The sequence below is a fragment of the Salinicoccus sp. CNSTN-B1 genome, from assembly GCF_054792835.1.
Genome location: NZ_JBTWMN010000004.1, coordinates 1106184 through 1131370 on the forward strand (window position 1 = coordinate 1106184; position 25187 = coordinate 1131370).

25 protein-coding genes and 5 pseudogenes are annotated in these 25187 nt (G+C 44.2%); 19 read left to right on the forward strand and 11 right to left on the reverse strand.

Translation table 11 applies throughout. The features are described 5' to 3' along the window. Positions 1-116 precede the first annotated feature (116 nt). Positions 117-2642, reverse strand: a complete 2526-nt coding sequence (locus ACYF68_RS06630) for a transglycosylase domain-containing protein (RefSeq protein ID WP_461045938.1) — start codon at positions 2640-2642, stop codon at positions 117-119. A gap of 370 nt (positions 2643-3012) precedes the next feature. On the opposite strand from ACYF68_RS06630, the gene tyrS reads away from it, so the two are divergent. The 3 genes from tyrS (at position 3013) to ACYF68_RS06645 (ending at position 5829) form a co-directional block, all read left to right on the forward strand. Further along, positions 3013-4272: a tyrosine--tRNA ligase gene (gene tyrS, locus ACYF68_RS06635; protein WP_461045940.1), complete on the forward strand. Its 1260-nt coding sequence runs from the start codon at positions 3013-3015 to the stop codon at positions 4270-4272. A 118-nt stretch (positions 4273-4390) separates the two neighbouring features. Next, the gene (locus ACYF68_RS06640) at positions 4391-4975 is read left to right on the forward strand and encodes a LemA family protein (RefSeq protein WP_461045941.1); all 585 of its coding nucleotides are present in this window, start codon (positions 4391-4393) and stop codon (positions 4973-4975) included. After that, positions 4975-5829, forward strand: a complete 855-nt coding sequence (locus tag ACYF68_RS06645) for a TPM domain-containing protein (RefSeq protein ID WP_461045943.1) — start codon at positions 4975-4977, stop codon at positions 5827-5829. Before ACYF68_RS06640 ends, ACYF68_RS06645 begins: the two co-directional genes overlap by 1 nt. 46 nt (positions 5830-5875) lie before the next feature. Here ACYF68_RS06645 and ACYF68_RS06650 read toward each other — a convergent pair. Beyond that, positions 5876-7202 (reverse strand): annotated as a pseudogene (locus ACYF68_RS06650) (YjiH family protein). Between the two features lie 173 nt (positions 7203-7375). Between ACYF68_RS06650 and ACYF68_RS06655 the strand changes: the two are divergent. Further along, complete coding sequence (locus tag ACYF68_RS06655) at positions 7376-7522, forward strand: hypothetical protein (protein WP_461045945.1); 147 nt, start codon at positions 7376-7378, stop codon at positions 7520-7522. Then, positions 7519-8330 (forward strand): annotated as a pseudogene (locus tag ACYF68_RS06660) (dipeptidase). Before ACYF68_RS06655 ends, ACYF68_RS06660 begins: the two are co-directional and overlap by 4 nt. Before the next feature lie 10 nt (positions 8331-8340). Here the strand turns inward: ACYF68_RS06660 and ACYF68_RS06665 are convergent. Beyond that, entirely contained in the window at positions 8341-8826 is a 486-nt protein-coding gene (locus ACYF68_RS06665; RefSeq protein WP_461045946.1) for a hypothetical protein, read from the reverse strand. A 95-nt stretch (positions 8827-8921) separates the two neighbouring features. Between ACYF68_RS06665 and ACYF68_RS06670 the strand changes: the two genes are divergently transcribed. The 4 genes from ACYF68_RS06670 (at position 8922) to ACYF68_RS06685 (ending at position 11692) form a co-directional block, all read left to right on the forward strand. Beyond that, on the forward strand, positions 8922-10064 hold the full coding sequence (locus ACYF68_RS06670) for an MFS transporter (protein WP_461045948.1): 1143 nt from the start codon (positions 8922-8924) through the stop codon (positions 10062-10064). 24 nt (positions 10065-10088) lie between these two features. Then, positions 10089-10415 (forward strand): hypothetical protein, encoded by a 327-nt coding sequence (locus tag ACYF68_RS06675; protein WP_461045950.1) that lies wholly within the window; start codon positions 10089-10091, stop codon positions 10413-10415. Between the two features lie 88 nt (positions 10416-10503). After that, entirely contained in the window at positions 10504-10881 is a 378-nt protein-coding gene (locus ACYF68_RS06680) for a DUF418 domain-containing protein (protein WP_461045952.1), read from the forward strand. Between the two features lie 250 nt (positions 10882-11131). Beyond that, a complete protein-coding gene (locus ACYF68_RS06685; protein WP_461045954.1) occupies positions 11132-11692 on the forward strand; it encodes a DUF418 domain-containing protein in 561 nt (186 codons plus the stop codon). 12 nt (positions 11693-11704) lie between these two features. Here the strand turns inward: ACYF68_RS06685 and ACYF68_RS06690 are convergent, their stop codons facing one another. From ACYF68_RS06690 to ACYF68_RS06700, 3 genes are all read right to left on the reverse strand, one after another. Next, on the reverse strand, positions 11705-12241 hold the full coding sequence (locus ACYF68_RS06690; protein WP_461045956.1) for a DUF421 domain-containing protein: 537 nt from the start codon (positions 12239-12241) through the stop codon (positions 11705-11707). 16 nt (positions 12242-12257) lie between these two features. Next, entirely contained in the window at positions 12258-13307 is a 1050-nt protein-coding gene (locus ACYF68_RS06695) for a C45 family autoproteolytic acyltransferase/hydolase (protein WP_461045958.1), read from the reverse strand. 62 nt (positions 13308-13369) lie between these two features. After that, positions 13370-13951, reverse strand: a complete 582-nt coding sequence (locus ACYF68_RS06700) for a histidine phosphatase family protein (RefSeq protein ID WP_461045960.1) — start codon at positions 13949-13951, stop codon at positions 13370-13372. A 113-nt stretch (positions 13952-14064) separates the two neighbouring features. Between ACYF68_RS06700 and ACYF68_RS06705 the strand changes: the two genes are divergently transcribed. From ACYF68_RS06705 to ACYF68_RS06725, 5 genes are read left to right on the forward strand one after another with little or no spacing between them, the layout of a single operon-like run. Next, complete coding sequence (locus tag ACYF68_RS06705; protein ID WP_461045962.1) at positions 14065-14391, forward strand: metallophosphoesterase family protein; 327 nt, start codon at positions 14065-14067, stop codon at positions 14389-14391. 14 nt (positions 14392-14405) lie between these two features. Next, positions 14406-14777, forward strand: a complete 372-nt coding sequence (locus ACYF68_RS06710; RefSeq protein WP_461047516.1) for a metallophosphoesterase family protein — start codon at positions 14406-14408, stop codon at positions 14775-14777. An 8-nt stretch (positions 14778-14785) separates the two neighbouring features. After that, positions 14786-15280, forward strand: a complete 495-nt coding sequence (locus ACYF68_RS06715; protein ID WP_461045964.1) for a GNAT family N-acetyltransferase — start codon at positions 14786-14788, stop codon at positions 15278-15280. A gap of 15 nt (positions 15281-15295) precedes the next feature. Further along, complete coding sequence (locus ACYF68_RS06720) at positions 15296-15763, forward strand: alpha/beta hydrolase (RefSeq protein WP_461045966.1); 468 nt, start codon at positions 15296-15298, stop codon at positions 15761-15763. Continuing rightward, a complete protein-coding gene (locus ACYF68_RS06725; RefSeq protein ID WP_461045968.1) occupies positions 15760-16215 on the forward strand; it encodes an alpha/beta hydrolase in 456 nt (151 codons plus the stop codon). Before ACYF68_RS06720 ends, ACYF68_RS06725 begins: the two co-directional genes overlap by 4 nt. Positions 16216-16229: 14 nt before the next feature. Here the strand turns inward: ACYF68_RS06725 and ACYF68_RS06730 are convergent, their stop codons facing one another. Further along, positions 16230-16439: a hypothetical protein gene (locus ACYF68_RS06730; RefSeq protein ID WP_344702612.1), complete on the reverse strand. Its 210-nt coding sequence runs from the start codon at positions 16437-16439 to the stop codon at positions 16230-16232. A 91-nt stretch (positions 16440-16530) separates the two neighbouring features. Here ACYF68_RS06730 and ACYF68_RS06735 point away from each other — a divergent pair, with 91 nt between their 5' ends. Next, positions 16531-17094, forward strand: coding sequence for a GNAT family N-acetyltransferase (locus tag ACYF68_RS06735; RefSeq protein ID WP_461045970.1), 564 nt, complete (start codon positions 16531-16533; stop codon positions 17092-17094). Between the two features lie 116 nt (positions 17095-17210). Here ACYF68_RS06735 and ACYF68_RS06740 read toward each other — a convergent pair whose 3' ends face one another. The 3 genes and pseudogenes from ACYF68_RS06740 to ACYF68_RS06750 form a co-directional block, all read right to left on the reverse strand. Next, positions 17211-17867 (reverse strand): potassium channel family protein, encoded by a 657-nt coding sequence (locus ACYF68_RS06740; protein WP_461045972.1) that lies wholly within the window; start codon positions 17865-17867, stop codon positions 17211-17213. Positions 17868-18065: 198 nt separating this feature from the next. After that, positions 18066-18667, reverse strand: a pseudogene (rpsD, locus tag ACYF68_RS06745) (30S ribosomal protein S4). Between the two features lie 226 nt (positions 18668-18893). Beyond that, positions 18894-19319 (reverse strand): GAF domain-containing protein, encoded by a 426-nt coding sequence (locus ACYF68_RS06750; protein WP_461047517.1) that lies wholly within the window; start codon positions 19317-19319, stop codon positions 18894-18896. Between the two features lie 150 nt (positions 19320-19469). On the opposite strand from ACYF68_RS06750, the gene ACYF68_RS06755 reads away from it, so the two are divergent. The 4 genes and pseudogenes from ACYF68_RS06755 (at position 19470) to ACYF68_RS06770 (ending at position 24313) form a co-directional block, all read left to right on the forward strand. Next, complete coding sequence (locus tag ACYF68_RS06755; RefSeq protein ID WP_461045974.1) at positions 19470-21164, forward strand: septation ring formation regulator EzrA; 1695 nt, start codon at positions 19470-19472, stop codon at positions 21162-21164. Positions 21165-21269: 105 nt separating this feature from the next. Next, positions 21270-22348, forward strand: a pseudogene (locus tag ACYF68_RS06760) (cysteine desulfurase family protein). Continuing rightward, positions 22345-23540: pseudogene (gene thiI, locus ACYF68_RS06765) on the forward strand (tRNA uracil 4-sulfurtransferase ThiI). The pseudogenes ACYF68_RS06760 and thiI overlap by 4 nt, the downstream one beginning before the upstream one ends. Positions 23541-23545: 5 nt before the next feature. After that, the gene (locus ACYF68_RS06770; RefSeq protein ID WP_461045976.1) at positions 23546-24313 is read left to right on the forward strand and encodes a TSUP family transporter; all 768 of its coding nucleotides are present in this window, start codon (positions 23546-23548) and stop codon (positions 24311-24313) included. 21 nt (positions 24314-24334) lie between these two features. On the opposite strand, the gene ACYF68_RS06775 is transcribed toward ACYF68_RS06770, so the two are convergent. Continuing rightward, the gene (locus ACYF68_RS06775) at positions 24335-25135 is read right to left on the reverse strand and encodes an NAD kinase (RefSeq protein WP_461045978.1); all 801 of its coding nucleotides are present in this window, start codon (positions 25133-25135) and stop codon (positions 24335-24337) included. Positions 25136-25187: the final 52 nt, after the last annotated feature.

Consider the following 25187-nt stretch of genomic DNA (forward strand, 5'->3'; position numbering starts at 1 on the left):
CTTCTTTACGGCCTCCTTTAATATTATTCGTCCATATATTATAAAAAGAGCCTCCGGGCCTTCCAGATACTTCACTTCATCTGGAGGGCCCGGAGGCAGTTTTACGCTATGAACTTTTAATCATCTTCATTATCTTCATCTTCATCGTCGCTTTTACTTTTTGATTCGCTTCCACCGACCCGATATATGTCGTCATAGGAGCGTGTCACAGTACCCATCAGATCCGATGCACTAAGGCCGGAGTCAAAGTCATCTCCCATGCGGTCCATGATTGCTGGGTCATTCAGGCTGCTTTTATCTTCAAAACGGGTGTCTTCAGCTATAAGCCCTTTAATTGGCTTATCGAGTTTCTTCTCACAATCATCTTCAAGTTCCATGGTAAGGGCACAGAACGTTTCTTCCCTGACCGAATCAGGACGTTCAAAGCGTTCGTAGGCGCCCATCTTATCAGGCGCTATTTCTGTGAGTGCCTGTGCAAGATTCCTCCAATTATAGATGTGGAGATGCTGTTCGGCATCCTGGTTTGCAACTTGTGGGATATTACGGTCATAACCCATCCACACGCCAAGGGTTACTTTCGGGTTATAGCCCATAAACCAGGAGTCGACGAAATTGTTCGATGTTCCGGTTTTAGCTGCCCAATCATAGGTGCCCTTAACACTATTATAATAATCTTTTATATAATATGCGGAACCTGTTTGGAGGGTCTCCTTCAATATATCCGTCATAAGATAAGCGGTAGAATCTTTGAACACTTGTTCTGATGTGCTTTCATTTTCATAAATCTTTTCGCCTGAAGGATCTGTAATGGATTCGATCATATAACTTTCAACAAGCTCTCCATTGTTGGCGAACGTTGAAAAAGCGTTAGTATTATTCTCAACGGAAATGTCGTTGGTGCCAAGTGGAAGTGAAGGATTATTGGTCGCCCCGTCCGGTAGAGGGATGTTCATCTTCTCAAAGTATTCTTCAGGATTGTGCTTTTTGACTTCGGCCCACAACCGTAATGTACTCAAGTTATAGGAGTTGCTTAAAGCATGTTTCGCTGAAACGAGACCGAATTCCTTGTCTGCGTCATAGTTTTTTGGGCTATAATTCAGACTCTCTATAGTAAAGAATTTATCCAACAATACAGTATCAGGAGTGATCAAGCCTTTATCCAGCGCCGGGCCGTAGTTGATCAATGGCTTCATCGTCGATCCGGCACTTCTTGAAGTCTGGGTTGCATGATTGATGGATGAACGGTCGTGGTCGCGCCCACCAATGAATCCGAGTATGCGCCCCGTCTGATTATCTTTTAATATTGCACCAAGTTCATGCTCCAGAGTTTCTTCTTTTGTCTCTTCTGTGGCATCCGTCGAATCAAGGCTGCTGCGGGAACCATAAAATTGGGCGTTATCTTTGACTTCCTGCATCTTGTCATAGATTGACTTATCGATGGTGGTGTCGATATGATACCCCTTGTTGCGGAGCGCAGAATCTGCCTTAGTGGTATATTCCTGGTTGATCAGGGGTGTGCTGTCGACATCATCCCGAGTCAAACCATCTTCTTCTGCAAGGTAATACTTGAGGATGTCCACGCTGCGCCTTTCGATTTCATCTGCCAGGAAAGGATAGTTCTGGTTCGGTACCGTCACACTGTCCGTCAAGGAACCATAGATGTCATATTCGACTGCCTCATCATGCTCCTCCTGAGTGATCTTATCTTCCAGAAGCATGCGCTTCAAAACAAAGAGTTGCCTGTTTTTACCTGGTTGCAGATACTCCTCATCTTTTACCTTACCGCCTTGCATGAAAGGAGTGTAGGCATAGGGGTTTTTAGGAAGCCCCGCTATGAAGGCTCCTTCAGCAAGGTTCAATTCATCTGCATTTTTGCCGAAAATCCCTTCAGCAGCGGCCTGGACCCCTGCAATATTCTGACCGTTTGCATTGCGGCCGAAAGAAACTGCATTCAAGTAGGATTCGAGGATCTCTTCTTTTGAGAGCACTTTCTCGACACGGAAAGCGAGAAGCAATTCAGTTGCCTTACGGTCGAAAGTCGACTCATTCGTCAGCAGTTGGTTCTTTACAAGCTGCTGGGTGAGTGTACTGCCTCCTGTACCTGATTCAGAGCCTCCCAATTCCTGAAGCGTGGCCCTCAGAAATGCTTTCGGGACCACGCCATTATGTTCGTAGAAGTATTCATCTTCAGTCGCCACAAGAGCTTCAATGACATTTGGACTGATATCTTCATAGTCGACTCGCTCGCGGATGAGGTCTGCCCGTAGTGTACCGAGCGATTCGCCGGAGCCGAAAGCCACGGTAGTACTTTCAGTCATTTCAGTGAGCGCAGTCTTCATCTCATCTACCGGCTGGATCTCTTCATCGTTGACCAAAGAAGCGAAGTAGCCTACTCCGATACTGAAGGCAAAGATGGCTATCAGGCTTACTGCCAATACGGTAAACAGAATAATGTTCCAGATGGTATCGTAGGCGGTGAAGAATGATATTCTTATTGGGGAACCCGCTTTTTTGAAGCGGGTTTTGGTATGGCTCAATTTTTCTTTGAATGTAGTACTTTCAGCCTTTTCCTTGTTGGGAGTCTTTCCTCCACTTGAAAAGAGATGCTTAATATAATCTAAAAAGTCGTTAATCTTATTCATTTTTACCTCCTATCATCGGTCATTATAACACATAAAAAACAAAGTGAGTTAATGTTAAAAGGCTGTAGTTGCAGTAATATCGATACAGAAAATAGATTTTGCCCTTGACTTTTCGCAATGGGAAATATATCATTTCTATAAATTGATATTATTCGATTGGCAGAGAAGTAGTCGGATCGGTGGAATCCAGAGAGCTGATGGTTGGTGGAAATCAGTGCACATTCCCGATGAATACACTGCGCATAAACATTCGAACGTCTGGGCAGACGTCCCTGTCCCTCAAGTAAAAAAGTTTGGTGGTACCGTGTATCCAGCACCCTTACGTTATGTAAGGGTGTTTTTATTTTATATCAAATTAGGAGGAAGTAAAATGAACGCGTTGCTTGAAGATCTGGAGTACAGAGGCATCATCTATCAGATGACCGACAAAGAAAAAATAAGTGAATTATTGGATAGGGAACAGGTGACCCTTTACTGTGGAGCGGATCCAACAGCCGACAGCCTCCATATTGGACACCTTGTCCCATTTTTGACGATGAGGCGCTTCCAGAATCATGGGCATCGTCCAATTGTCTTGATAGGCGGGGGCACAGGCATGATTGGAGACCCTTCATTCAAAAGTGAAGAAAGAAAGCTTCAAACGGAAGAACAGATTGAACAGAATGTTCAAGGGATCAAAAAGCAGATGGAGCGTGTTTTTGATTTTTCCGATGAGAATGGGGCCATACTTGTAAACAACAGGGACTGGCTTAAAAATATCAGCCTGATCAGCTTTCTTAGGGATTACGGAAAACATGTCAGCTTAAACTATATGCTTGCGAAAGACTCCATCCAGACAAGGTTGGAAACAGGCATCTCATATACGGAGTTCACATATACAATTCTTCAAGCAATCGACTTTGGACACCTTAATAAAGAATACGGCTGTAAATTACAAATTGGCGGTTCAGATCAGTGGGGCAACATTACAAGTGGCTTGGACCTGATGAGAAGAATGTATGGGGAGACAGAAGCAGAGGGAATGACCATCCCTCTCATCACCAAGGCCGACGGAAAAAAATTCGGTAAAACGGAATCCGGTAACATCTGGCTCGATCCAGCCCGTACTTCACCTTATGAATTCTACCAATTTTGGATAAACCAAAGTGATGCAGATGTCATCCGCTTCATTAAACTCTTCACATTCATGGAGAAGGAAGAAATCGAAGCACTTGAAGAATCATTGGTGTCGGAACCACATCTCAGAAAAGCGCAAAAAAGGCTTGCTGAGGAAATCACAGCTTTCCTCCATGGGGATGAGGCATTGAAAGAAGCGCAAAATATAACAGAAGCGTTATTCAGTGGGGACATTAAAGCGTTGTCTGCTGACCAACTTAAAGACGCCTTCAAAGATGTGCCGTCAGCAGTCTACCAGGACGATGACAAAAATCTTGTTAAAGTATTGGTTGAAACAGGTGTCTCACCATCACGTCGACAGGCAAGGGAAGACATTAAAAACGGTGCGATCTACATCAATGGAGCGCGCAAGCAGGACATTGAGTACACCCTCCAAGATGAGGATATGCTTGATGATGAATTCACGATAATCAGACGAGGCAAGAAAAAATATCACATGATCCGTTATAAATGATTATGAAAAAAGCCGGCCAAACCGGCTTTTTTTCATATCTGCATCTGCTGCTTTCATAAACATGGAAAGATGGTAAAATATTAATGGAAGACAGTTCATTTGAGACAGGAGAGGAATCATGAAAAAACTTCTTATACCCTTAAGCATCATCATCGGCCTATTCGTTATCTTGGCCCTCATATTCGCCCCTAAATACAATCAATTCGTCAACTTGGAGGAAGAAGTCAACCAACAGAAATCCCAGATTGAAACGCAACTCCAGAGGCGTGGCGATCTGATTCCGAACCTGGTGAGCACCGTCCAAGGATATGCTTCCCACGAAGAGGAGATATTCACAGATATTGCTGACGCAAGGAGTAAATTGTCCGGTTCGGAAAACGTAGAAGAAATGGCAGAAGCCAACAATGACATGACCTCTGCGTTATCCAGACTATTGGCGATTTCTGAAAATTATCCCGACCTGAAAGCAGATTCACAGTTTACGGGACTGAGAGATGAATTGGCGGGTGCGGAAAACCGCATTGCAGTGGCAAGAAAGGATTACAATGAAGCGGTCCAGGAGTACAATAAGAATACACGGACATTCCCGGGCAACATGGTTGCAGGTATATTGGGCTTTAATGAGAAACCTTACTTTGAAGCAGAAGAGAGCAGTAAAGAAGTTCCGGAGATTGAATTCAATACTGAACAGGATGAAGAGTAATGAAACGTTTGGTCATGCTTCTGCTGGCCGCGTTCTTTTTTACAGCTGGTCCCGTACAGGCGCGCGTTGAAGTTCCGGAACTCAACACCGATCATCATTTTGTACAGGACAATGCAGGGGTTCTCAGTGATTCAACGATTACTGAGCTCAATGATAAAGGCACACACCTGGAGGAGGGGACAGGTGTCGAAATGATGCTGTTAACCATGCCTTCAACAGGCCAGGTACATCGCCAGGACTTTGCTTTGGAAGCCTTGAGGGAATATGGCGTCGGTAAATCCGAAAGTGACAATGGTATCGTCATACTGCTCAATCTTGACAATGGAGATGAGTTTGATAACCGGGGTGTTGAAGTCCAAGTCGGCTACGGTGTGGAAGGGTATCTCAACGATGCCAAAATAGGCCGCATCATAGACGATGTCGCGATGGAATACTTCACTGCAGCGACAAAGGAAGAAGAGGGCTCAAAAGCCGCCTATGCCGAGTATGAAGAGGGATTGACCAACCTTTATAACGCATTATACGAAGAATCCCTTGAAGCTTTCGAATATAAAGATGGCGAATTCACAAGAGATACCCCTAAAGAGGAGACATCAAACGACGGACAATCTGCCGGCATTGGTGAAAGTATTTTCAAATTGATATTTGCCATGATTGTCATCTATGTCCTCTTTAAGATTATGGGAGGCGGAGGACCCCCTAAAGGCGGTTCCAGAAGACACGAAAGAGGCGGATCGACCATCTTCTTCCCACCATCAGGAGGTGGAAGCTCAGGTGGCGGCTTCGGCGGTGGTGGCTTCGGTGGCTTTGGCGGCGGTTCAGGCGGCGGCGGTGGCGCCGGACGCGGATTCTAATGACACAGCATAAAAAACTTCTGTTCAATATGAACAGAAGTTTTTTTTAGAAAATCATATGTGCAATTACTGTAATGATTGGAAGCGTGATAATCGTCCTGAGCAGGAAGATTACAAAGAGACGGCCTAGACCGACGGGAATCTTTGACCCAAGGATGACGCCTCCCACTTCAGAAAGATAAATGAGCTGAGTGATGCTGAGTGTACCAATTATGAATCTGGTCATATCGGACGAGACATCTTCTATCAGTATGGATGGCAGGAACATATCAGTAAATCCTATAAATAAGGATTCAGATGCAGCTTTTGCTTCGGGTATACCCATCATTTCCAAAATAGGGACAAACGGGGCCCCAATCCAGGAGAAAAGAGGCGTGTACTCTGCAAATATGGTGCCGATCGTTCCGATTGCCATGACTATCGGCAAGACTGCAAACCACATGTCTCCAACAGTCTTTATGCCGTCTTTGGCGAAATCGGCGAACCCTTTGGCTTTCGACGCTCTTTGAAGTGCCTTGTTGTATCCCCATGAAAACATATTGTGGCCTGACGGGATACTTTCATCGAGTTCCTTGCCTTCTACGTGGTAATTATCTTGTATTCTGGAAAGAGGGGGAATCCTTGGCATAATCAGTGCGGCTATCACACCTGCTATGATAATGGTCATGTAGAATAGACCAAAATAGTCCATAAGCCCAATCAAATCAAGTATGACAATCGAGAAGGTGATGGATACTACGGAGAATGTCGTGGCAATGACAGCCGCTTCCCTCTCTGAATAGAATCCCTGCTCATACTGTTTGCTTGTCAAGAGTACGCCGACCGTGCCGTCGCCGACCCAAGAAGCAAGATTATCCACGGTTGAACGGCCCGGCAATGTAAACAGGGGACGCATTACTTTAGCGAACAAGGTTCCGACAAACTCCAACAGACCATAATTCAATAGCAGGGGAAGAAGTATGCCGGCAAACAGGAATATTGAAAACAGCGTCGGCAATAGGTCATAGAGCATCAAACCGCCTGTCACATCTGAATTGATTACTTCTGGCCCGAAACGAAATAGGCCATCAATGAGAATAGTGCGCCAAGAAAACGTAAAACGATCCAAATATTATTGGTCTTGAATAGGCTGCCTACAAATTCAGAACTTGGCGTGATGAACCAGCTGAAAACAATCGTCAACAGACTGGAGATATTGATCAGTATGACAACAATTAAAACAACATTATCCAATCCAATCATTTCATTCATAAGATTTGCGAGATAAGCTACGGGTATAGTAGTCCCTCCGTCGACTTGGAGGGGAAAAGAAACATTATTACTCCGATGATGGATGGAATGATGAATTTTAATAAACTTGCATTTTTTTGCATAAATTAACCTCCTAATAATATAATTATACATGTTGAAAGGGGTTTGTAAATCTAGTTTTTATAAGAAAACGCTTTCAATACAGCATTTAGTTTATACTGTTATTAATAATTATGCAAATATAACTGGGTCCTATTAACTTATACGCATTATATATAAAGGAGAGGAAGAAAACATGGATATAATAGATACACACTGCGATGCACTTTTGAAATTACAGCAGGATCTCAGGAGAACATATGATGATGGGGAGAAAACTCTTAATTTCTACGATTCTCCAGAAATTGAAACGAATGTATTGAGATTAAGAGAGGGGGAGTGAAGGTACAATTTTTTGCGATCTTCATTCCACCGGAAGTCCCTGACAATGAAAAATGGCAGCATGCGTTGGAACAGGTGGATTGCTTCTATAATGAAGTTCTGAGTCAGGAGGGTTTTATCCATATAAAGGATTTTAAAGAAATTGAGAGGCTGAAACCAGAAGAAATTGGGGCGGTTCTTACACTGGAAGGGGCGGATGCAGTAGGCAATGGTCTGATGAAACTCCGCACATTATTCCGACTGGGAGTACTTTCTGTAGGGTTGACATGGAATAATGCCAATCTGGTTGCTGACGGCGTTGGAGAAAACCGTGATGCTGGGTTGAGTGAGTATGGAGAAAGGTTTGTGGCCTCTTGCAACGCTCATGATGTGCTTATTGATATCAGTCACCTGAGCCCTAAAGGGGTTGCAGAGGTTATCGAGCAGGGGGATAGGGTCATCGCGACGCATTCGAATGCCCGGAGTGTGTGTGACCACAGGCGGAATCTTACGGATGATCAGATAAGAAGGGTGATTGAGAAAGGGGGATGATCAATATTGTATTCAACCCACCATTTATTGGAGAGGGGAAAATAAAGGTAGAGGACGTTTTTCCCCATATAGATAGAATCATCAATCTCGGCGGTGAGGATGCCATTGGACTCGGTTCTGACTTCGATGGGATTGTGACCCATGTTGAACGCCTTGGAAATGCCGGTGAATATGGCAATCTAATCGATGCATTAAAGGAAAGATACGGGGAAACGTTCACTGAAAAGATTGCCTATAGAAATTTTGTTGAAAAATATTGTAAAAGTGATCTGCCTTAGACAGATCACTTTAGGATGACGATAGCGTCTCATATTTTTCATTGATATTTTCATATCGTTCATCAAGCTGTTTTTCCTGAGCTTCTATTTCTGACATGATATCCTCGATTTCACTTTTGAATTCATCCTCACCAAGAGGGTTATAGTTTATGAAGGTACGGTTGAATTCACCATGAAGTTTAACGAGGGTTTCCAGAGAATCGATGTATGTCAATATATCTTCCTTGAATTTTTCATGTTCATGCCCTGTTACAGTATGATTATGGATGGTCCTTCTAAAATCTTCGATTTTAGGCAGCATTTCATCGTATATGATTTTAAGCTGTTCTTCTCGATCCGACGTTTCTGAACTCTCTTTATACATTTCTTCAAATTCTGTTTTAAGTTTGTCATGATTCCTATCAAAAGCTTCATAGAGTGCATCTAGGGATCCCTGGTCAGGCTGACTGCATGCTGTCAGCAATAATAGAATCAAAACGGGAAATAATTTTTTCACAATACCACCTCTATTTAATATTAACATGTTTATGTTTGATTGGAGGCCTTTATGTTGTATAATAGTCAAGTTGACTTTTTGAATGGGTGGTTATCATGAACAGGAAATTATTAATAACTTTTACTGTCGGTGTGTTCCTTCTTGGAATGATGGAGCTTATCATATCAGGCATATTGGAACTGATGAGTGCGGATCTAAACATTTCGAATGCATTGACCGGGCAGTTGATAACGGTCTATGCCGTCAGCTTTGCCGTATTTGGCCCCTTGCTTGTAAAGGTGACTGAGAAAATCAGGCCAAAACCGGTCATAATGGCTTCATTACTCGTATTCATAATCGGAAATATAATATTTGGACTATCAACTACATTTTTCATGCTTGCAATCGGGCGAGTTGTGACCGCACTTGCTGCTGCAGTGTTTATCGTTAAAATCATGGATATGACAGTGCTGCTTTCCGCACCGGCAATCCGGGGACGGATGATTGCCTTGGTCTATATGGGATTCAGTGCCGCGAATGTATTCGGGATTCCACTCGGCACCATCATCGGCCAGCAATTTGGCTGGCGTATCATATTTTGGATCGTCATTGCGTTAGCTGTTCTGGTAGGTATCGGCATACTCGCTCTGGTGCCTAACAAGAATGCTGAGGAACTTGGGGATACCAAACCAGATAAAATCCTGGACAGGAAAAATATACTGCTTTATATTGGAGTGACAATGTCCGTCCTTATCGGCAACTATATCGTCCTCGGCTATATCTCTCCGTTGATGACCACAAATGGATTCAGTATCGAAAATGTCTCGGCTGCTTTATTGATAGCAGGGGTCGGCGGCATGCTTGGTACATATCTTGGGGGCAACATGGTGGATTGGATCGGGACGAAGCGCACACTTCTCATAATGTTGACTTTATTTATGGTAGCGATGGCAATAATGCCGCTCGTTTATGGCAAACCAGTTCTTTTCTATATCACTCTATTCATATGGAGTCTGTTCCAGTGGAGCACGAGTCCAGCAGTGCAAAGTGGTCTGGTGGAGAACGTGCAGGGGTCTGCAGCATTGGTATTCAGCTGGAACATGTCCGGGCTGAACTTGGGTATCGGCATCGGAGCTGTAATCGGCGGCATCTATATCAGCAACTTTGATATCAGCTATGCACCATGGCTCAGTGTCTTCATCATTGCACTCGGCATACTCTGCACTGCTTTTGTAACTGAAGTCAAAGAAACGAAGTGACAGTAAGTTAAAGGGTGTGAAAAAATGTTCATAAGACTGCTACTTACTATAGCACTCTCATTTTTTGTCATTTATGGCATCAACTATTTTGATATAGCCGACCTTGATTATAATTTTAAGACGGTGGCTGTAACTTCCATCGCTCTGATTCTATTGAGGGTACTCTATTATATATTCACCAAGTTTTTAAAAATATTCCTGTTCATATTCGTATTTCTACCATTATTGGCACTCTTCATCAATTATATATATTCTTATTTGACAGGTGCCCCGGTGGAGTTTATGGATCTGGACTGGCTGCAGAATTTTATAGACTTGGATTGGCTGCAAAAGTGGACTCAAAATCTTTGAGTCCACTTTTTATATGCCGTGATTTTGATTAGTTTGGAAATGGACTGTGATATGATTGAATAAACCATTATAGTTTTGGAGGAATATCATGAAGCGGGAATATCTTCCGGTTGGATCAGCTGATAGAGTCCACGAGATTGATGCGGTACGTGGATTTGCATTGTTTGGGATTCTGATGATGAACATTATGAGCTTTGCTGGTCCCCAAATGGAGAATCAACTGACATTTGATACAAGTGATATATACACAGGTTCCAATTCAGTTATCATATTGCTGATAAACATATTCGTCACGGCCAATTTTTATACGATGTTCTCCTTTTTATTCGGTCTTGGCTTCTACATTTTCCTATCAAGGGCAAAAAATAGGACGCAGCGGGTAAATAGGTTGTTTATCAGACGGATGTCAATACTGCTGGTCATCGGTCTGGTCCACGCCATATTTGCTGGTATGGCGATATCCTGACCGTCTACGCTGTGACCGGCATCATACTGCTTCTTTTTTACCGGTTGAATCCTCGCTTGAATCTATTTATTTCACTTATGATACTGTTGCTGGGGTCAGTGTTTGTAATATTGATGACGATGCTTGCTCTATCCCTGCCAACATCAGTGCAGAAACTGCATCCAGTCCCGTTTACGGTATCAACATAATCGAAGCTTCAAATGGGTCCTACTGGGACATTGTTTCCCTGAACCTTTCCATATTGGGACTCATGTCGGTCAATAATATAGCGATGGTACCACTTGTCTTGGCCGTGTTTCTTATCGGTCTGTTTGTCGGACAAAAAGGCTATCATACAAGGCTAGGGTCACTAAAAAAGATGTTGTGGAAAATTGTAATAATCGGTATCGGGGTTGGATTGCCGGTTAAAGTGATCACGGGATATGCTATGACTTATGGCATGGAATCTCCAGCACTATCGATCTTATCTATGCTTGCCTATACACTGGGTGGTCCTTTGATGTCACTTGGGTATACTGCATTGTTGACTCTGATATTTTTAAGGTTTCAATCCTTTACAAAAATGCTGCAGCCTGTCGGACAGCTTGCATTGACCAACTACATCATGCAAAGCGTGCTGATGATTGTATTGTTTTTTGGTTTTAACCTGTTCAATCAGATTGGGGCACTATGGTTCCCTTTAATTGTTGCGGCAACCTTCGGATTCCAGATTGTGGTAAGCCATCTTTGGATGCGGCACTTTAAATATGGTCCACTCGAATGGATATGGCGCATATCAACCTATGGGAAAATTTTATCCATAAAAAAATAAGACCTTAAGGTCTTATTTTTTTACGTCCTCGAAAAGGACCGTCATATCAGACTCTCTTTCATCATGGCTCCGTCCCATGACCGAGATGCTGCCATCCGTCTCGAGGATGACGGCCAGTACATCAGACATATCCTCTTTTCCTTCTGCACGGACAGCTTGCCTGATTTCCCGCTCCAGAATACGTTCTTTAGCCATATTACGTTCCAGAAACTCATCTTTGAAGTAGAGCAGGATAGGCTGGGATTTGACCAGGTTACTGAAAAAGAGGCTTTTGACGGATAACTTCGTAAATATATACTGCATGACGACTAGGACAAGGAAAGCGGTCATACCCTGCATCAATGTTATGTCCTTGGTGGTGATGATGCTTGCGAGGATTGAACCGAGGGCTACGGTGACTACAAAGTCAAAAGCGTTCATTTTAGTTAAGGTGCGCTTGCCACTGACCCGAAGGATGACGACGAGTGAGAGATAAGCCATAATGCCGACGATCACAGTCCTCAGGATGACATCGAAACCGCTGAAGATAAGGTTGTCGAATTCAAGCATCTGATCTCCCTCCCTTCTATCTTGTTGATTTCAGCTGCCAATCGGCAGTGGTGAATGACAAGTCTGTAGCGAGCTGTCCTGAGATTTTCCGCTGATTGACTGCTTCGCCTCCGAGCCAGCCGGAAAAATCGAAATCGTGCATTGCACCAGAGCCAAGCTGGATTCCAGCCGTCAGATTCTTTTTGTCGTATCGGCTGGTGTGGATCGTCCCCGCCCAGCTTTTGTAGTTGTCGACGAATAGGCCGACGCCAGGTTGCGTAAAATAATCGAGCACTTTATCTTCAGAGGGGGAGTGCAACTGTTTCAGGATATCCAGACGCTCATTCGAATCAACCAGATATCTTCTGTTTTCATCTGTCAATGTTTCATAATGATTCGTGCAGATATTCGCTTCACGGAACGTCAATCCGCGTGCGGATGTTTCCGCTATGAATGAATCATTTTGCTTATCCTGGATGATATAGCTGAAGCCGCCTCTGTGGGGGAGCGCCTCCAATAGATCTTTTGCATCTTGCGCTGTCCTGCAGAGTTCAAGTATGAACCGTCCGATGATGAAACATGTAAATCCATCGAATGGTTGTTTTCTGTTCATAAAATTATAGGCCATGATAAGGCCATGCTCATTCATGCCGTCCATTCTTCCGGTTATCCTTGATGCAGGGCCGATGTGGGAATAGCCATAATCTGGCTGGAAAAGCTTGTAGATGCCGTCATAGGTGTTCGGATGATAATCATAGTTCCTGATGAATGTATCATGATCCAAGTAGACGCTGCACCCACTGTCTTTAGGGGAGATACGGTAATGGGCTAGATTTAGTAGAACTTCATGGTCGGTGATTTCGAGTGATTCCTGTAAACCCATCAATTCCTCCCAGATATGCGGTGCAAAATGCTGGTACAGCGCTTTTGTTTCCCTATAGTCCAAATTGAATTTTGGACGTCTTTTGATCCATTCGTAATTTCTGTTCTGCATATAGTGGGTCTGTTTCAAAGATTCACCCTGCATTATACCGTAGCTGTAATGATCGCCTCTATAAGCAAGGATGGTGGATTCGATGTTCTGCATAGTTTACAGCTCCTATAATGGCCCGCTGGAAGGGCCGCAATATTTTAGCGTAAAGAGGATATCTATTCCTGGGTGGATCCGGACACCGCTGTGGAAATGTTATAGTCGATCACATGCCATTTGCCATTCACTTCTTGGATGATGCTTAAGCTGCAGTTATCCAATTTGGTTTGTGCCATATCAATTTCATCGCTATAGAGGGAGAGAATTGATTTTATCGTGCGGGAATGGGCTGTAAGCAATACGTATTGTCCATCATATTCTTCCGAAATTATGTTCATTGCCTTTTCGACACGTGCGGAAAGGGATTCGAACGTTTCAATGCCAGGTAGGTTACCGTCTGGGTACTTCTCCATTATATTATCGATGTGCAATCCTTCAAGTTTGCCGAAATATTGTTCCTTAAGTTCGTCCATTGTGGTAATCGGCAGCCCATGATGCTGGTTGATTATTTCCGCGGTACGGAATGCCCGACTCAACGGACTCGAAACGATGATGTCAAAAGGCTCGTCTTTAAGGTAGAGCGAAGCATCGATAGCCTGTCCCTCACCTTCCTCATTGAGGGGGATGTCAGAAAACCCTTGTAGTTTCCTTGATCTGTTGAAATCAGTCAAACCATGTCTGACAAGTGAGATTTTAGTCATATTACACCTCTTAGTCATAATACATATATGATAACATGAGAGGGAGTGGTAGGTGGCATAAAGGATTTTTGGTAACATAAGGACCAGAAGGAGCATAAAGGGGGGGTGGACGCATGACCAAGAAAATCGCCGTCATTTCCGATATACACGGGAACTACGAAGCGCTCGGAAAAGTAATTGGGGATATGGAACAGTTTAAGGTAGATGAGGTCTATTGCCTGGGTGACGTGATTTCCCTTGGCCATCAGACTAATGAAGTGCTCAGTGTATTGTCTGAAATGGAGAATTTGACTCTGATTACGGGGAACCACGATGCCGAAGTGATAAAAGCACTAAAAGGCATGAAATCCCAGGTGAGTGGACCTGAGCATGAACATCATCTATGGGTTTCGCGACACATCGACCCTAGGTATACCCATATGCTGAAAAACCTCCCCTGACTATTGAAAAGAGGATAGACGGCCACAGAATGTTGTTGACCCACTATCATCTGGATGGTTGCAGGTACCGATCAATCGAAGAATCCCCTTCACTTGATCTACTTGAAGAAATCTACGGACAGGAAGCATATAGCGTAGTGCTGTATGGACATGACCACATCACCCAGCACTTCAAGACCTCAGGCCCTGTAATGGTCAACCCGGGGGCACTCGGTGTAACAGAGACTCCCTTTGCCCCTTATGCGATACTCGAATTGAAGGACGACGGTGCAATAAACACAATGTTCAGGAACGTCCCCTATGATCGCCGGAAGTTCATTGAAGGACTTAAGAATGAAAATCCCCCGGCTTTGGATTTCATTATGAAATTCTTGCTAAAGGAATGAGGATGAAGATGGAGATAAGACCAGTTGAAATGAGGGACAGTGAAAATTTCCTAAACTTGATGATGTCCCTCGAGTACAATACTCAGGATGATCTATATGCCGAAAAGAAAATAAATCTCAGTAACACTGAAGATATATTATCTGATATGCTTCAAGATGGCAGAAGTCAAATTTTCCTGACACTGGAAAACCAGGAGATGCAAGGGTACATCAGTATGAGGGGGAACCACAGCGAGACGACGAGGCATCGTGCAGTCGTTTCTATGGGTGTCCTTAAGTCGGAACAAAAGAACAGCATAGGCAGGAATTTATTGAATGCAGTCATCAGATGGGCGGAAGATAACCAGGTCCATAGGTTGGAAACGGCAATTCGTGATGACCATGAGGAAATGATCGAATTGTACAAGATGCTCGGGTTCCTTGAGGAAGGCGAGCGTGTGGATGCCGTCAATGTAGACGGCGTCTATAGAAATGAGAAATATCTATATAGACTGATCAACTGATAGGGAGGACGAACAATGAATCTTCAAAGTTTTTATATAGGGGATAAGCATGCAGAAGTGACGATGATGCTTGGAGAGAGCGGTGTCTATGAAAAGGAAGGTCGTCCGGCAGTCGTCATATGTCCGGGCGGCAGTTATATGTATGTGTCGGATCGGGAAGCGGAACCCGTAGGCTATGAATTCCTTGCGAAAGGCTATCATGTATTCATATTGAGGTATTCGACGCTCGGTTCGGCGATGCGTAAAGAGGGCAATGCCGTAAACAGGGATGAACTTTATCAGATTGCTTCAATGGTCGAAGCAGACGAAACCCTCGGTTCCGAGTTTCCAGGCCCACTGGTTGAATTGGCGGAAACGATGACTTTCATCCGGGAAAATTGTCATGAATTCAATGTGAATCCCGATAAGATAGGGGTCATAGGCTTCTCAGCCGGGGACATCTGGCTGCGAGCCTGGGTGTGCACTGGAACACTTCGTGGTTGAAAGAATTGACGGGCACTGAACCACGATGGTACAAGCCGAATTTCCAAATTCTATCCTATCCGATACTGGATTTCATGATGAATAAATCTATAGCCGAAGAGCGTGGTATAGGCGATCCGAAATATATGACGACGGCATCCAGGATGATTTTCGGACCGCATGTGACAGATGAGCTCCTGGATAGGGCAACGTTAGCAAAAAACATCTCTAAGGATGTGCCCCCGACTTTCATCTGGCATACTGTTGCGGATCAATTGGTATTCGTACAGAATAGCCTTGATTTTGCTAAAGGACTTGAAGCGCATCAAATACCATGGGAACTCCATACGTTCAAATCGGGTGGACATGGTTTAAGCTTGGCCACAGAAATGACCGGCATTGAGGACGTAAGGGCTGCAAACTGGACAGGGTTGATGTTCAGCTGGCTTCAGGAGACGCTGAAAGAAAAATAAAGACGCTGAAATTTTCAGCGTCTTTTAACATAATCGATTTTGAATTGTGTAAACACTTCAGTATGATTTGGGTAAATGAACTGGATATACTTATGATCGTCTTCAGAAGTCATTTCCTTCAGTATATATTCAGTCTTATCAAACTGATTCATGCTGTCTTGTCCTACATAATCAAAATCCGTCCTGTTGTTCGTGCTGTCCTTAACCTTAACTAAGATTGCCATATGCACCAACTCCTCATCACTATATAACCCACTGTCGCTAGGGTTAAACCTAAATATTTAGCGCACAACATAAATCGTAAAGGATGGTTGGATGGATTTGAGGACGATACATCTCGGAGAATTACCGGCATTACTTGAACTGCAGAAAGAAGTGTACAGGGGGCTCGAAAACAAAGAAGTGCTTCAAACGTTGACGCGTGCTGAATTCAAAGCAATCATCCAACAAGGTTTCATCATAGGTGCATATGATGAAGGGGAGCTGGCCGGCACTAGGTCAATGTACATCCCGTCCCCTGACGAAGAAGAGCATCTGGCAGAGAACGCGGGGATAGACGACAGAGATTCGGTCATCTATTCCGAAATCAGTTTTATTAAACCCGCCGTAAGGGGCCAGGGCCTCCAGACTAGGATGGGGGAGCGTCTGCTTGAAAAAGTGCGGTCTGATGGTCGTTTTGAATACGTATTGACGACTGTCATGCCAAATAATATTCCAAGCCTGAAAGATAAGTTCAAACTGGGCTTCAGAATCGTGGATACGGCGTATAAATACAACGGGAAGAAAAGGCATGTTATGCAGTTGGATCTCTCTGAAGGATATGAACCATCGGGGAACCACGCTTCATCCATTATGAGGACACAGAATGGATGCTTTTAAATGGGGCGGATTATGCAGGGTGCGATTTTGATGGGGAATATATAAAATATTATAGAAAGTAAGTTTAAAAAAGGAGCGCTCTTGAGAGTGCTCCTTTTCGTGGTATTGTGGTCGGATTATAATCCGGTTTTTTCAAAACGGGCTATATCATCATTCCGGCCGATTATGATCAGTATATCCCCTTCAAAGATTTTCGCATCGATGGGCGGAGAAATATTGAATCCATCATCCCTGTGTATGCCGACGATTATACAGCCATATTTGGCGCGAAGGTCCATGGATGAGACCGTTTCACCATCGATTTTTGATGTGGCGACAATTTCAGCCATGCTGTATTTGTCGGACAGCTCGATGAAATCGATCATTTTATCAGAGTTGATATGCCTGGCGATCTTCTTAGCCATGTCGTGTGATGGCTGGATGACGCGATCGACCCCAATCCTTTTTAAGACTTTCGTATGATGGGAGTTCTGAGATTTTGTCCATACTTTCGGTACACCGATATCCTTCAGAAGCAGGGAAGTGAGTATACTTGCTTCAAGATCATCACCGAATGATACGAAAGCGTGATCAACGTTCCTGACACCCAGGTCATTCAACAGACTCTCATCCATATTTCTAGTGCATACTGCGTAAGTCGCAAGTTCAGAGAACTCCTTCACTTTGTCCTCATCCTTATCTACTGCAATCACTTCGATACCCTGTTCATGAAATTCCTGCACGAGGGTACCTCCGAAATGGCCGAGACCGAATACAGCAAATGACTTATTCATGCTTATCCCTCCAATCCACACAGTTATCTCTTATATCCATCGTTATACTACGCCTTAAACCGCAGGATGTAAAGTGCGGATTCAGCGCACGGCAATAAATGCAGGGAGTGCCACGTTATTTACGGTTTTGGAACAAAGGGTAAAAATAAAACTCCCCATATTCTGCTTGAGAAATTGGGGAGTTTTGATGATAGCCTATTATCTGGAGTAGAACTCTACGATAAGCTGTTCATTGATATCAGCGGAAAGTTCAGAACGTTCCGGCTGACGCACGAAAGTACCTTCAAGTTTTTCTTCGTCGAAAGAAAGATATTCCGGCACGAAGTTGTTGTACTCGATGGCTTCTTTAACGATATCGAGATTCTGTGATTTCTCACGAAGTCCAATCGTTTGGCCTGCTTTAAGTGTGTAGGATGGGATATCCACACGCTTGCCATCAACAGTCACGTGACCGTGGTTGACAAGTTGACGTGCTTGGCGGCGCGTTCTTGCAAGGCCGAGTTGGTATACGACTGCATCCAAGCGGGAAGCCAGGAGAATCATGAAGTTTTCACCATGAACGCCTTTCATGTTTGCAGAGCGATCGAAGATCTTGCGGAACTGGCGTTCGTTGATGCCGTACATGAAACGGAGCTTCTGCTTTTCCTGAAGCTGCATTCCGTATTCGGAAAGTTTTACCCTTTGTGTAGGTCCATGATCACCAGGGGCGTATGGACGGCGTTCCAATTCTTTGCCTGTGCCTGTCAGGGAAATTCCAAGACGGCGGGACTTTTCCAGATTGAACCTGTAAATCGAGCCATAATGACTCCTCCTTATTGTGTTTGTATATGCAAAAAACATCATAAGGGTGACGACCACTTACATGGGCATGCGGTTTTAAGTACCTTCGCCTTATAGCATCAGTTACGCAGCACACCAACAAGGGAACCACATGCTGACATGTAATGATCATCCGCTACTTAATCCGTTCATTTACACAATGACTGATTATACATGTGGAGTTAAGGTTTGTCAACATAGGCGTAATTATATATACTGTTTCAGTACTTCCACAAAATTGCTGAGGCCGGTCCTGTCTTCTTCTGTGAAGCGGTCGAAGGAAGGCGAGTCGACATCGAGCACACCGATTGGCCTTTCATCGATATATATCGGGACTACAATTTCTGAACGGCTTGCCGAATCGCAGGCAATGTGCCCAGGGAACTGTGTTACGTCATCGACTATGAAGATATCGTTACCGCGGAGTGCAAGACCGCATACCCCTTTGCCGTTTCCGATCCGGACGCATGCAGGAAGCCCTTGGAACGGCCCGAGGACCAGTTCATCCGCTACCTCGTCATAGAGGTAGAAGCCAACCCAATTGATGTCTTCGAGAAATACATTGAGGAGACTGGCAGCATTTGATAGATTGGCGATTCTATCGCTTTCATCTTCAATGAGGCTTTTCAGCATCTGATTGAGCTGAGTGTAATCTTTAATCTGTGTTTTAGTGAACAATGAAATCACCCTATCTTATATCAATATTAGTGAATTATACATTTTAATGTTTTTTCTTTCAATTTTTTAAGCTATAATCTAATTATATACTTAGGAGGTAAATGTATGTGGGTCTATGTTTTAATTATTGTTATTCTGGCCGTGGTCATCGCGATCGGTGCGCTGTTATACATGCGCAATGTCAGAAAAGAAGATATCAAAGCACAGCGAGCGAAGCTTGAAGGCGTGCGCAACCTGCCATTTCAGGATGAGCTTGTTAAAGTTAAAGACTACAACCTTCACGGCGAAGCACAGACCCTCTACAAAAAATGGCAGGCTGGATGGCAGGATGTGCTGAAGACCGACTTGGCGTTTGTAGACACTCAACTTTCTGAGGCAGAGCAGGATGCAGAAAAATTCCGCTTCAGTGACAGTCGTGAAAAGAACGAAGCTGCAAAACAGAAGATTGAAGAAGCAGAATCGAAATATACTGCACTGGCTTCAGAAATCGGAGATTTCCTTGACTCAAATGAAACGGGTGAGAGGAAGTTTGAGGAAGCCGAGAAGATCTATCGTGAGGCAAAACGTGATGTGCTGGCGAACGGACATCAGTTTGGAGACAGTCAGCCCTCACTTGAAAAGTTGATCGAAACTTATGAACCTGAGCTGAAATCCTATGAGAACCATGTCAATGACGGGAATTACGTCACAGCCAATAAGGAAATTGACGAGGTGCACGAAGAGCTCAGCATCCTGAAAAAGAGCATGGATGAAATTCCGGTGATGATCAAGGAAGTTCAGAAGGACCTACCCCAACAGTTCCAAGAAATCCGATTCGGCTGTAGGGACCTTAAAGCGGAAGGCTACGACCTGGAACATATAAAGGTGGAAGGGAAGTTGTCGACGCTCAAAGGCAAACTCAATCTCGTCGAACCCCTGATTTCCCGCTTGGATCTGGATGAGGCGAAGGATATATTGGATGGCATCAATGCTGAACTGGACGATATGCTTGAGCTAGTTGAACATGAAGTCAAATCAAAAACCAAAGTCGATCATGAAAAAGATATCATCACAGATGACCTGTTCCATGCAAAAGACTTGAACTACACATTAAGGACTGAAATCGATTATCTGAAAGAGTACTTCCATATAAATGAAACGGATATGCATAGAGTCCAGAAGTTCGAGCATGAAATTGAGAATATGATAGATGTATACGACGACATCATATCGGAGACATCAAAATCCATGGCGCGTTACAGCGAGGTGCTAGATAACCTCGAATATATCAAACAAAATATCGGTTCTATCAATGAAGAACAGAATCAAATCCAGCAATATCTCATAAACCTCAGGGAGGATGAGACGGAAGCGCGGGAGAACGCCCTGCTGATCCAGGATCGCAAAGAGGAAATCCATCGGGAACTCTTCGGTTCCAATCTGACGAGTGTGCCGGAAAAATTCCTTGTAATGAAAAACGAGTTGGATATTGAAGTACAGGAAATCCATAAATATTTCAAACGCCGTCCTTTGAATGTCCAGTACATTAAAGATAAGGTCAATGGCGCAGTCATACTGATGAATAAATATGAGCATGAATCCTATGAAGTGCTTCAAAATGCCCGTTTGACGGAAGTCATGGTACAATACGGCAACCGCTACAGGAAAGACGATCCCGATTTCAGCCAAATGCTGAGTGAAGCGGAACGCCTATTCCGGGAAAATAGATATAAGCGTGCACTGGATATCGCACGAAACGCACTCGAGAAAGTGGAACCTGGTGCAGCACAACGTATCGAAAAAGAATTTGATGAGCAGTAGAATACAGACGACTTGGGATTCATTTCCCGAGTCTCTTTTATGTAAGGGGAGAAATTTGTGGTCTATATGGATAATGCTGCAACGACGAAACCATACAAGTCCGTGATGGAGACTTATTTGAATACTGGTGATGACTATTACTTCAATACTGCCAGCATCCATATGAAAGGTCGTGAAGCGGCGCGGCTGTTGGAAGCTGCACGCACCCAAGTGAAAGGACTGATGGGCCTTGATGAGTATGACTGCATATTCACCTCGGGAGCGACTGAAAGCAATAATCTTGCCATACAGGGCATCGTCGAAAAAAAGAAACGGTCTGGCAAGACGATACTTGCCAGTGAGATTGAGCATCCAAGCATCATGAACACCCTAGAGGCGATGAAAGAGAAGGGTTTCAGAGTCAAATATATCCGTACCACCCAGAAGGCATGATAGACCTCTCGCATCTTGAGGCGCTTATTGATGAGGATGTTATTTTCATAACCGTCATGGCCGTCAATAATATAATAGGGAGCGTGCAACCCGTACAGGAAATAGTCAGGCTGCTTGAGGATCACCCTAAAGTACATCTCCATGTAGACGCCACACAAGCAGTAGGGAAAATACAAATGGACTACCGGGGCGTGGGCTCACTCAGCTTCAGCAGCCATAAATTCCACGGTGTAAAAGGAGTCGGAGCCTTGCTCTCCAGAGATGGTAAGGCAACATTTCCAATTATTCATGGTGGGGGTCACGAGTACGGCAAAAGGAGTGGTACCGTGAACCTTCCTGGAGCGGTTGCGATGGCCAGAGCCATGCGTATATCCACAGAAGGCATAAAAGAAAATACGGCACGGATAATACGCTACAATGAACAGGTCCAGAATACGCTTGGAGATTTTAAGTCGATTCACATCCATCCTGGGGGAGTGCCGCATATCATGAATATTTCCTTTATCGGAGCGCAGGGGGAAGTTGTCGTCAATGCGCTTGGAAGGCGCGGTGTTATGGTGTCGACAACAAGTGCATGTGCGTCTAAGTTGAGAAAATTAAATGAAACCTTGTCAGCAATCGGATCCAGCAAAGAGAAGATAGAAGGCAGCATCCGAATCTCCTTTGGCAATATGACGACTCAGGCTGAAGTCGATCAGCTATGCGATGCTTTAGGGGCTGTTTATGAAGAAATAAAGGAGGTACTGGAATGAACTATGATTATATTTTGGTGCGCTACGGAGAAATCACGCTAAAGACAAAGAACAGGAAAATGTTCTTGAATGCACTTCAAAGAAGTATTGAACGGGCCATGGAAGGATATGATGTGGCAATAGATGTGCAAAGAGACCGCGCATATATCCAAATAAAGGATGAGCCACATGAAAAGATCATGGACGCTCTGGAGAACATAAATGGTATATTGAGTTTTTCCCCGGTCGTCAAAATTGAAACGGATGAAGAGAGCATGCTCAACACTGCAGTCGCTCTTGGGAAGGAGTTCAAGCACGGAGAAACATTTAAAGTTGAAGTAAAACGCGTGGATAAGACATATCATTTGAACACTTACGATATACAGCTCCTGCTCGGCGGATATATCTTGGAAAATGTCGAGGGGATAAGTGTTGACGTCAGGCACCCAGATCATCAACTTAATGTGGAAGTGCGGCCCGAGGCCATATATATGTACTATGAAGCAAGGCAAGGCATGGGGGACTTCCGGCCGGTACTGGAGGGAAAAGCCTTCTCATGTTATCTGGGGCATCGATTCCCCCGTTGCTGGCTTGGAAGTCATGAAAAAGGAGTGGAAATTGAAGCAATCCATTTCCACTCCCCACCTTATACAAGCCCTGAAGCAACAAATAAGGTGAAAAAACTCGTGGAGATCATGTCCCGGCGCACCGGCACTGATATAAAACTCCATATAGTGCCTTTTACAAAGTTGCAGACTACGATATATGAGTGGATTCCCGACAATTTCAGTATGACGACCACACGGCGCATCATGCTTACGATTGCTGAGGAGCTGGCACGTACAGTCAACGCCCAGGCGGTTATCAACGGAGAGAATCTGGGCAGGTCGCTTCGCAGACACTCCAGAGTATGCATGCCATCAATGCCGTCACCAGTTTTCCCGTTCTGCGTCCGCTTCTGACTCTGGATAAGAACGAAATCGTTGAGAAGGCACGTGCATACGGCACTTATGAGACTTCCATCCTACCTTATGAAGATTGCTGTACGATATTCAAACCAAAAGCGCCAAAGACAAGACCATCACTTGAGAAGGTTGAAAAGTTCGAATCAAAAGTCGATTTCCGACCGCTTATTGCAGAAGCGCTTGAAAATGTCGAGTGCTTTTCTGCTGATGAAGCGGAAGAAAAAGAAGCGTTTGCTGGGCTCTTGTAGAAGATATGACAGAAATCGATGTAACAGTCATACTGCTCATCATTGTCCTTGGTTTTCTGGCGGCATTCATCGATGCAGTAGTGGGCGGAGGTGGGCTTATCGCCATTCCCGCATTACTTGCTACAGGCATCAGTCCAGCCACAGCTCTTGGCACCAATAAATTGGCTTCCTCCTTTGGATCCCTGACCAGCTCCCTAAGATTCTTGAGGGCACGCCATGTGGACCTTAAAATGGTCATGAAACTATTTCCGATCAGTTTCATATTCTCAATCTTAGGGGCACTTACGGCTGTTTACACACCCGGAGAGGTGCTGAAACCACTTGTGTTAGCCATGCTATTCATCGTCCTCATCTATACCCTGTTGAAAAAGGATTGGGGAGAAGTTGAACGTCGTGCGGTCTTTACGACCAGAAAAATAATTCTGCTCATCATTTTTGTAGTCTTGATTGGTTTCTATGACGGCTTCATGGGAGGCGGCACAGGGTCGTTCCTGATGTTTTTGATGCTGTTTACAGGGTTTGACTTTTTAAGGTCGGCCGGCAATGCAAAAGTGTTGAACTTCGCAAGTAACATCGGGGCCCTCATCCTTTTCATCGTAATGGGGGAGGTCAATTATACTTATGGTCTGATCATGGGGGCAAGCATGATCCTCGGTTCGTATGCCGGTGCCCATATGGCCATCACTAAAGGCTCTGGGTACGTAAAGGGGTTGTTCATCATAGTGACTGCTGTGCTGATAATCAAAAACTTGTATGATTTTCTCCAAGCCTAGACGCAAAGAAACTTCCTCTGATCAGAGGAAGTTTCTTTGCGTTTTATGCCAGAAAGTGTTATCTTTCAGCTTCAACGTCTGAATATGTTTTTTACTGAGCCTCAATTCAACCTTTTCAGTGTTTTGAACACTTATCGCTTCATTATCAAGCGACATGACAGGGTAGTAGTCGGTGTTTTTGTCTATCAGTAGAGTGAGTGGCCGTTGTCTGTTGAGCAGGAAGCTCATTCCCAGAGTTCGATACGTATTATTGTTCACGCTGCCGAGTTCGGTGACCTGCATCGATTCTATGAGTGGATCCACCACAGCCCCTCCCACTGATTTGTTGTAGCCTGTCGATCCAGTAGGAGTGGAGACCAATATGCCATCACCATTAAAGTGTTCAAAAAAGAAGTCACTGATATAGATATCCATCTTCAACGTCTTTACAATGCTCGAACGCAATGTGAATTCGTTCAGGCAATAGCTCGGGTTATTGTCGTTCACCTTAACTTCTATTGTGGGATATCTTCTGACATCCATATCATCTTTTTGGAACGCTTCTTCAAGCGCCTGGATGTCTTGGTAATGAAAATCGACATAGAAATGTCTGTTGCTGTCTGCGGCGATTCCGAGATAGACGCAATCATCCCGGAAATTACTCCGGCGGACAGCTTGTAAGAAGGCGCCGTCACCGCCGATGGAAGCAATGATATCCGCTTCTTTGTCAGATTCCACGGTACGGATATCGAGGCGATCGAACAGCTTTGACAGATCTTGCTTTATCTTCTTAGTCTCATCTCCATGCGGGGCAAAGAAATATATCGTCTTATAGTTGATCAAAGGTTTCACTCCCATTGGTTGTTTATTATGACTATATGGTATCATAATAGAA

What these genes read in the sequence shown, in the direction of transcription:
- ACYF68_RS06680 (WP_461045952.1), top strand. Translation starts at nt 10,504, where the DNA reads ATGAAGCGGGAATATCTTCCGGTTGGATCAGCTGATAGAGTCCACGAG.
- ACYF68_RS06675 (WP_461045950.1), top strand. Translation starts at nt 10,089, where the DNA reads ATGTTCATAAGACTGCTACTTACTATAGCACTCTCATTTTTTGTCATT.
- tyrS (WP_461045940.1), top strand. Translation starts at nt 3,013, where the DNA reads ATGAACGCGTTGCTTGAAGATCTGGAGTACAGAGGCATCATCTATCAG.
- ACYF68_RS06735 (WP_461045970.1), top strand. Translation starts at nt 16,531, where the DNA reads ATGGATTTGAGGACGATACATCTCGGAGAATTACCGGCATTACTTGAA.
- ACYF68_RS06755 (WP_461045974.1), top strand. Translation starts at nt 19,470, where the DNA reads ATGTGGGTCTATGTTTTAATTATTGTTATTCTGGCCGTGGTCATCGCG.
- ACYF68_RS06640 (WP_461045941.1), top strand. Translation starts at nt 4,391, where the DNA reads ATGAAAAAACTTCTTATACCCTTAAGCATCATCATCGGCCTATTCGTT.
- ACYF68_RS06740 (WP_461045972.1), bottom strand. Translation starts at nt 17,867, where the DNA reads ATGAATAAGTCATTTGCTGTATTCGGTCTCGGCCATTTCGGAGGTACC.
- ACYF68_RS06690 (WP_461045956.1), bottom strand. Translation starts at nt 12,241, where the DNA reads ATGCTTGAATTCGACAACCTTATCTTCAGCGGTTTCGATGTCATCCTG.
- ACYF68_RS06645 (WP_461045943.1), top strand. Translation starts at nt 4,975, where the DNA reads ATGAAACGTTTGGTCATGCTTCTGCTGGCCGCGTTCTTTTTTACAGCT.
- ACYF68_RS06770 (WP_461045976.1), top strand. Translation starts at nt 23,546, where the DNA reads ATGACAGAAATCGATGTAACAGTCATACTGCTCATCATTGTCCTTGGT.
- ACYF68_RS06715 (WP_461045964.1), top strand. Translation starts at nt 14,786, where the DNA reads ATGGAGATAAGACCAGTTGAAATGAGGGACAGTGAAAATTTCCTAAAC.
- ACYF68_RS06655 (WP_461045945.1), top strand. Translation starts at nt 7,376, where the DNA reads ATGGATATAATAGATACACACTGCGATGCACTTTTGAAATTACAGCAG.
- ACYF68_RS06730 (WP_344702612.1), bottom strand. Translation starts at nt 16,439, where the DNA reads ATGGCAATCTTAGTTAAGGTTAAGGACAGCACGAACAACAGGACGGAT.
- ACYF68_RS06695 (WP_461045958.1), bottom strand. Translation starts at nt 13,307, where the DNA reads ATGCAGAACATCGAATCCACCATCCTTGCTTATAGAGGCGATCATTAC.
- ACYF68_RS06630 (WP_461045938.1), bottom strand. Translation starts at nt 2,642, where the DNA reads ATGAATAAGATTAACGACTTTTTAGATTATATTAAGCATCTCTTTTCA.
- ACYF68_RS06750 (WP_461047517.1), bottom strand. Translation starts at nt 19,319, where the DNA reads ATGCTGAAAAGCCTCATTGAAGATGAAAGCGATAGAATCGCCAATCTA.
- ACYF68_RS06720 (WP_461045966.1), top strand. Translation starts at nt 15,296, where the DNA reads ATGAATCTTCAAAGTTTTTATATAGGGGATAAGCATGCAGAAGTGACG.
- ACYF68_RS06705 (WP_461045962.1), top strand. Translation starts at nt 14,065, where the DNA reads ATGACCAAGAAAATCGCCGTCATTTCCGATATACACGGGAACTACGAA.
- ACYF68_RS06685 (WP_461045954.1), top strand. Translation starts at nt 11,132, where the DNA reads ATGTCGGTCAATAATATAGCGATGGTACCACTTGTCTTGGCCGTGTTT.
- ACYF68_RS06670 (WP_461045948.1), top strand. Translation starts at nt 8,922, where the DNA reads ATGAACAGGAAATTATTAATAACTTTTACTGTCGGTGTGTTCCTTCTT.
- ACYF68_RS06700 (WP_461045960.1), bottom strand. Translation starts at nt 13,951, where the DNA reads ATGACTAAAATCTCACTTGTCAGACATGGTTTGACTGATTTCAACAGA.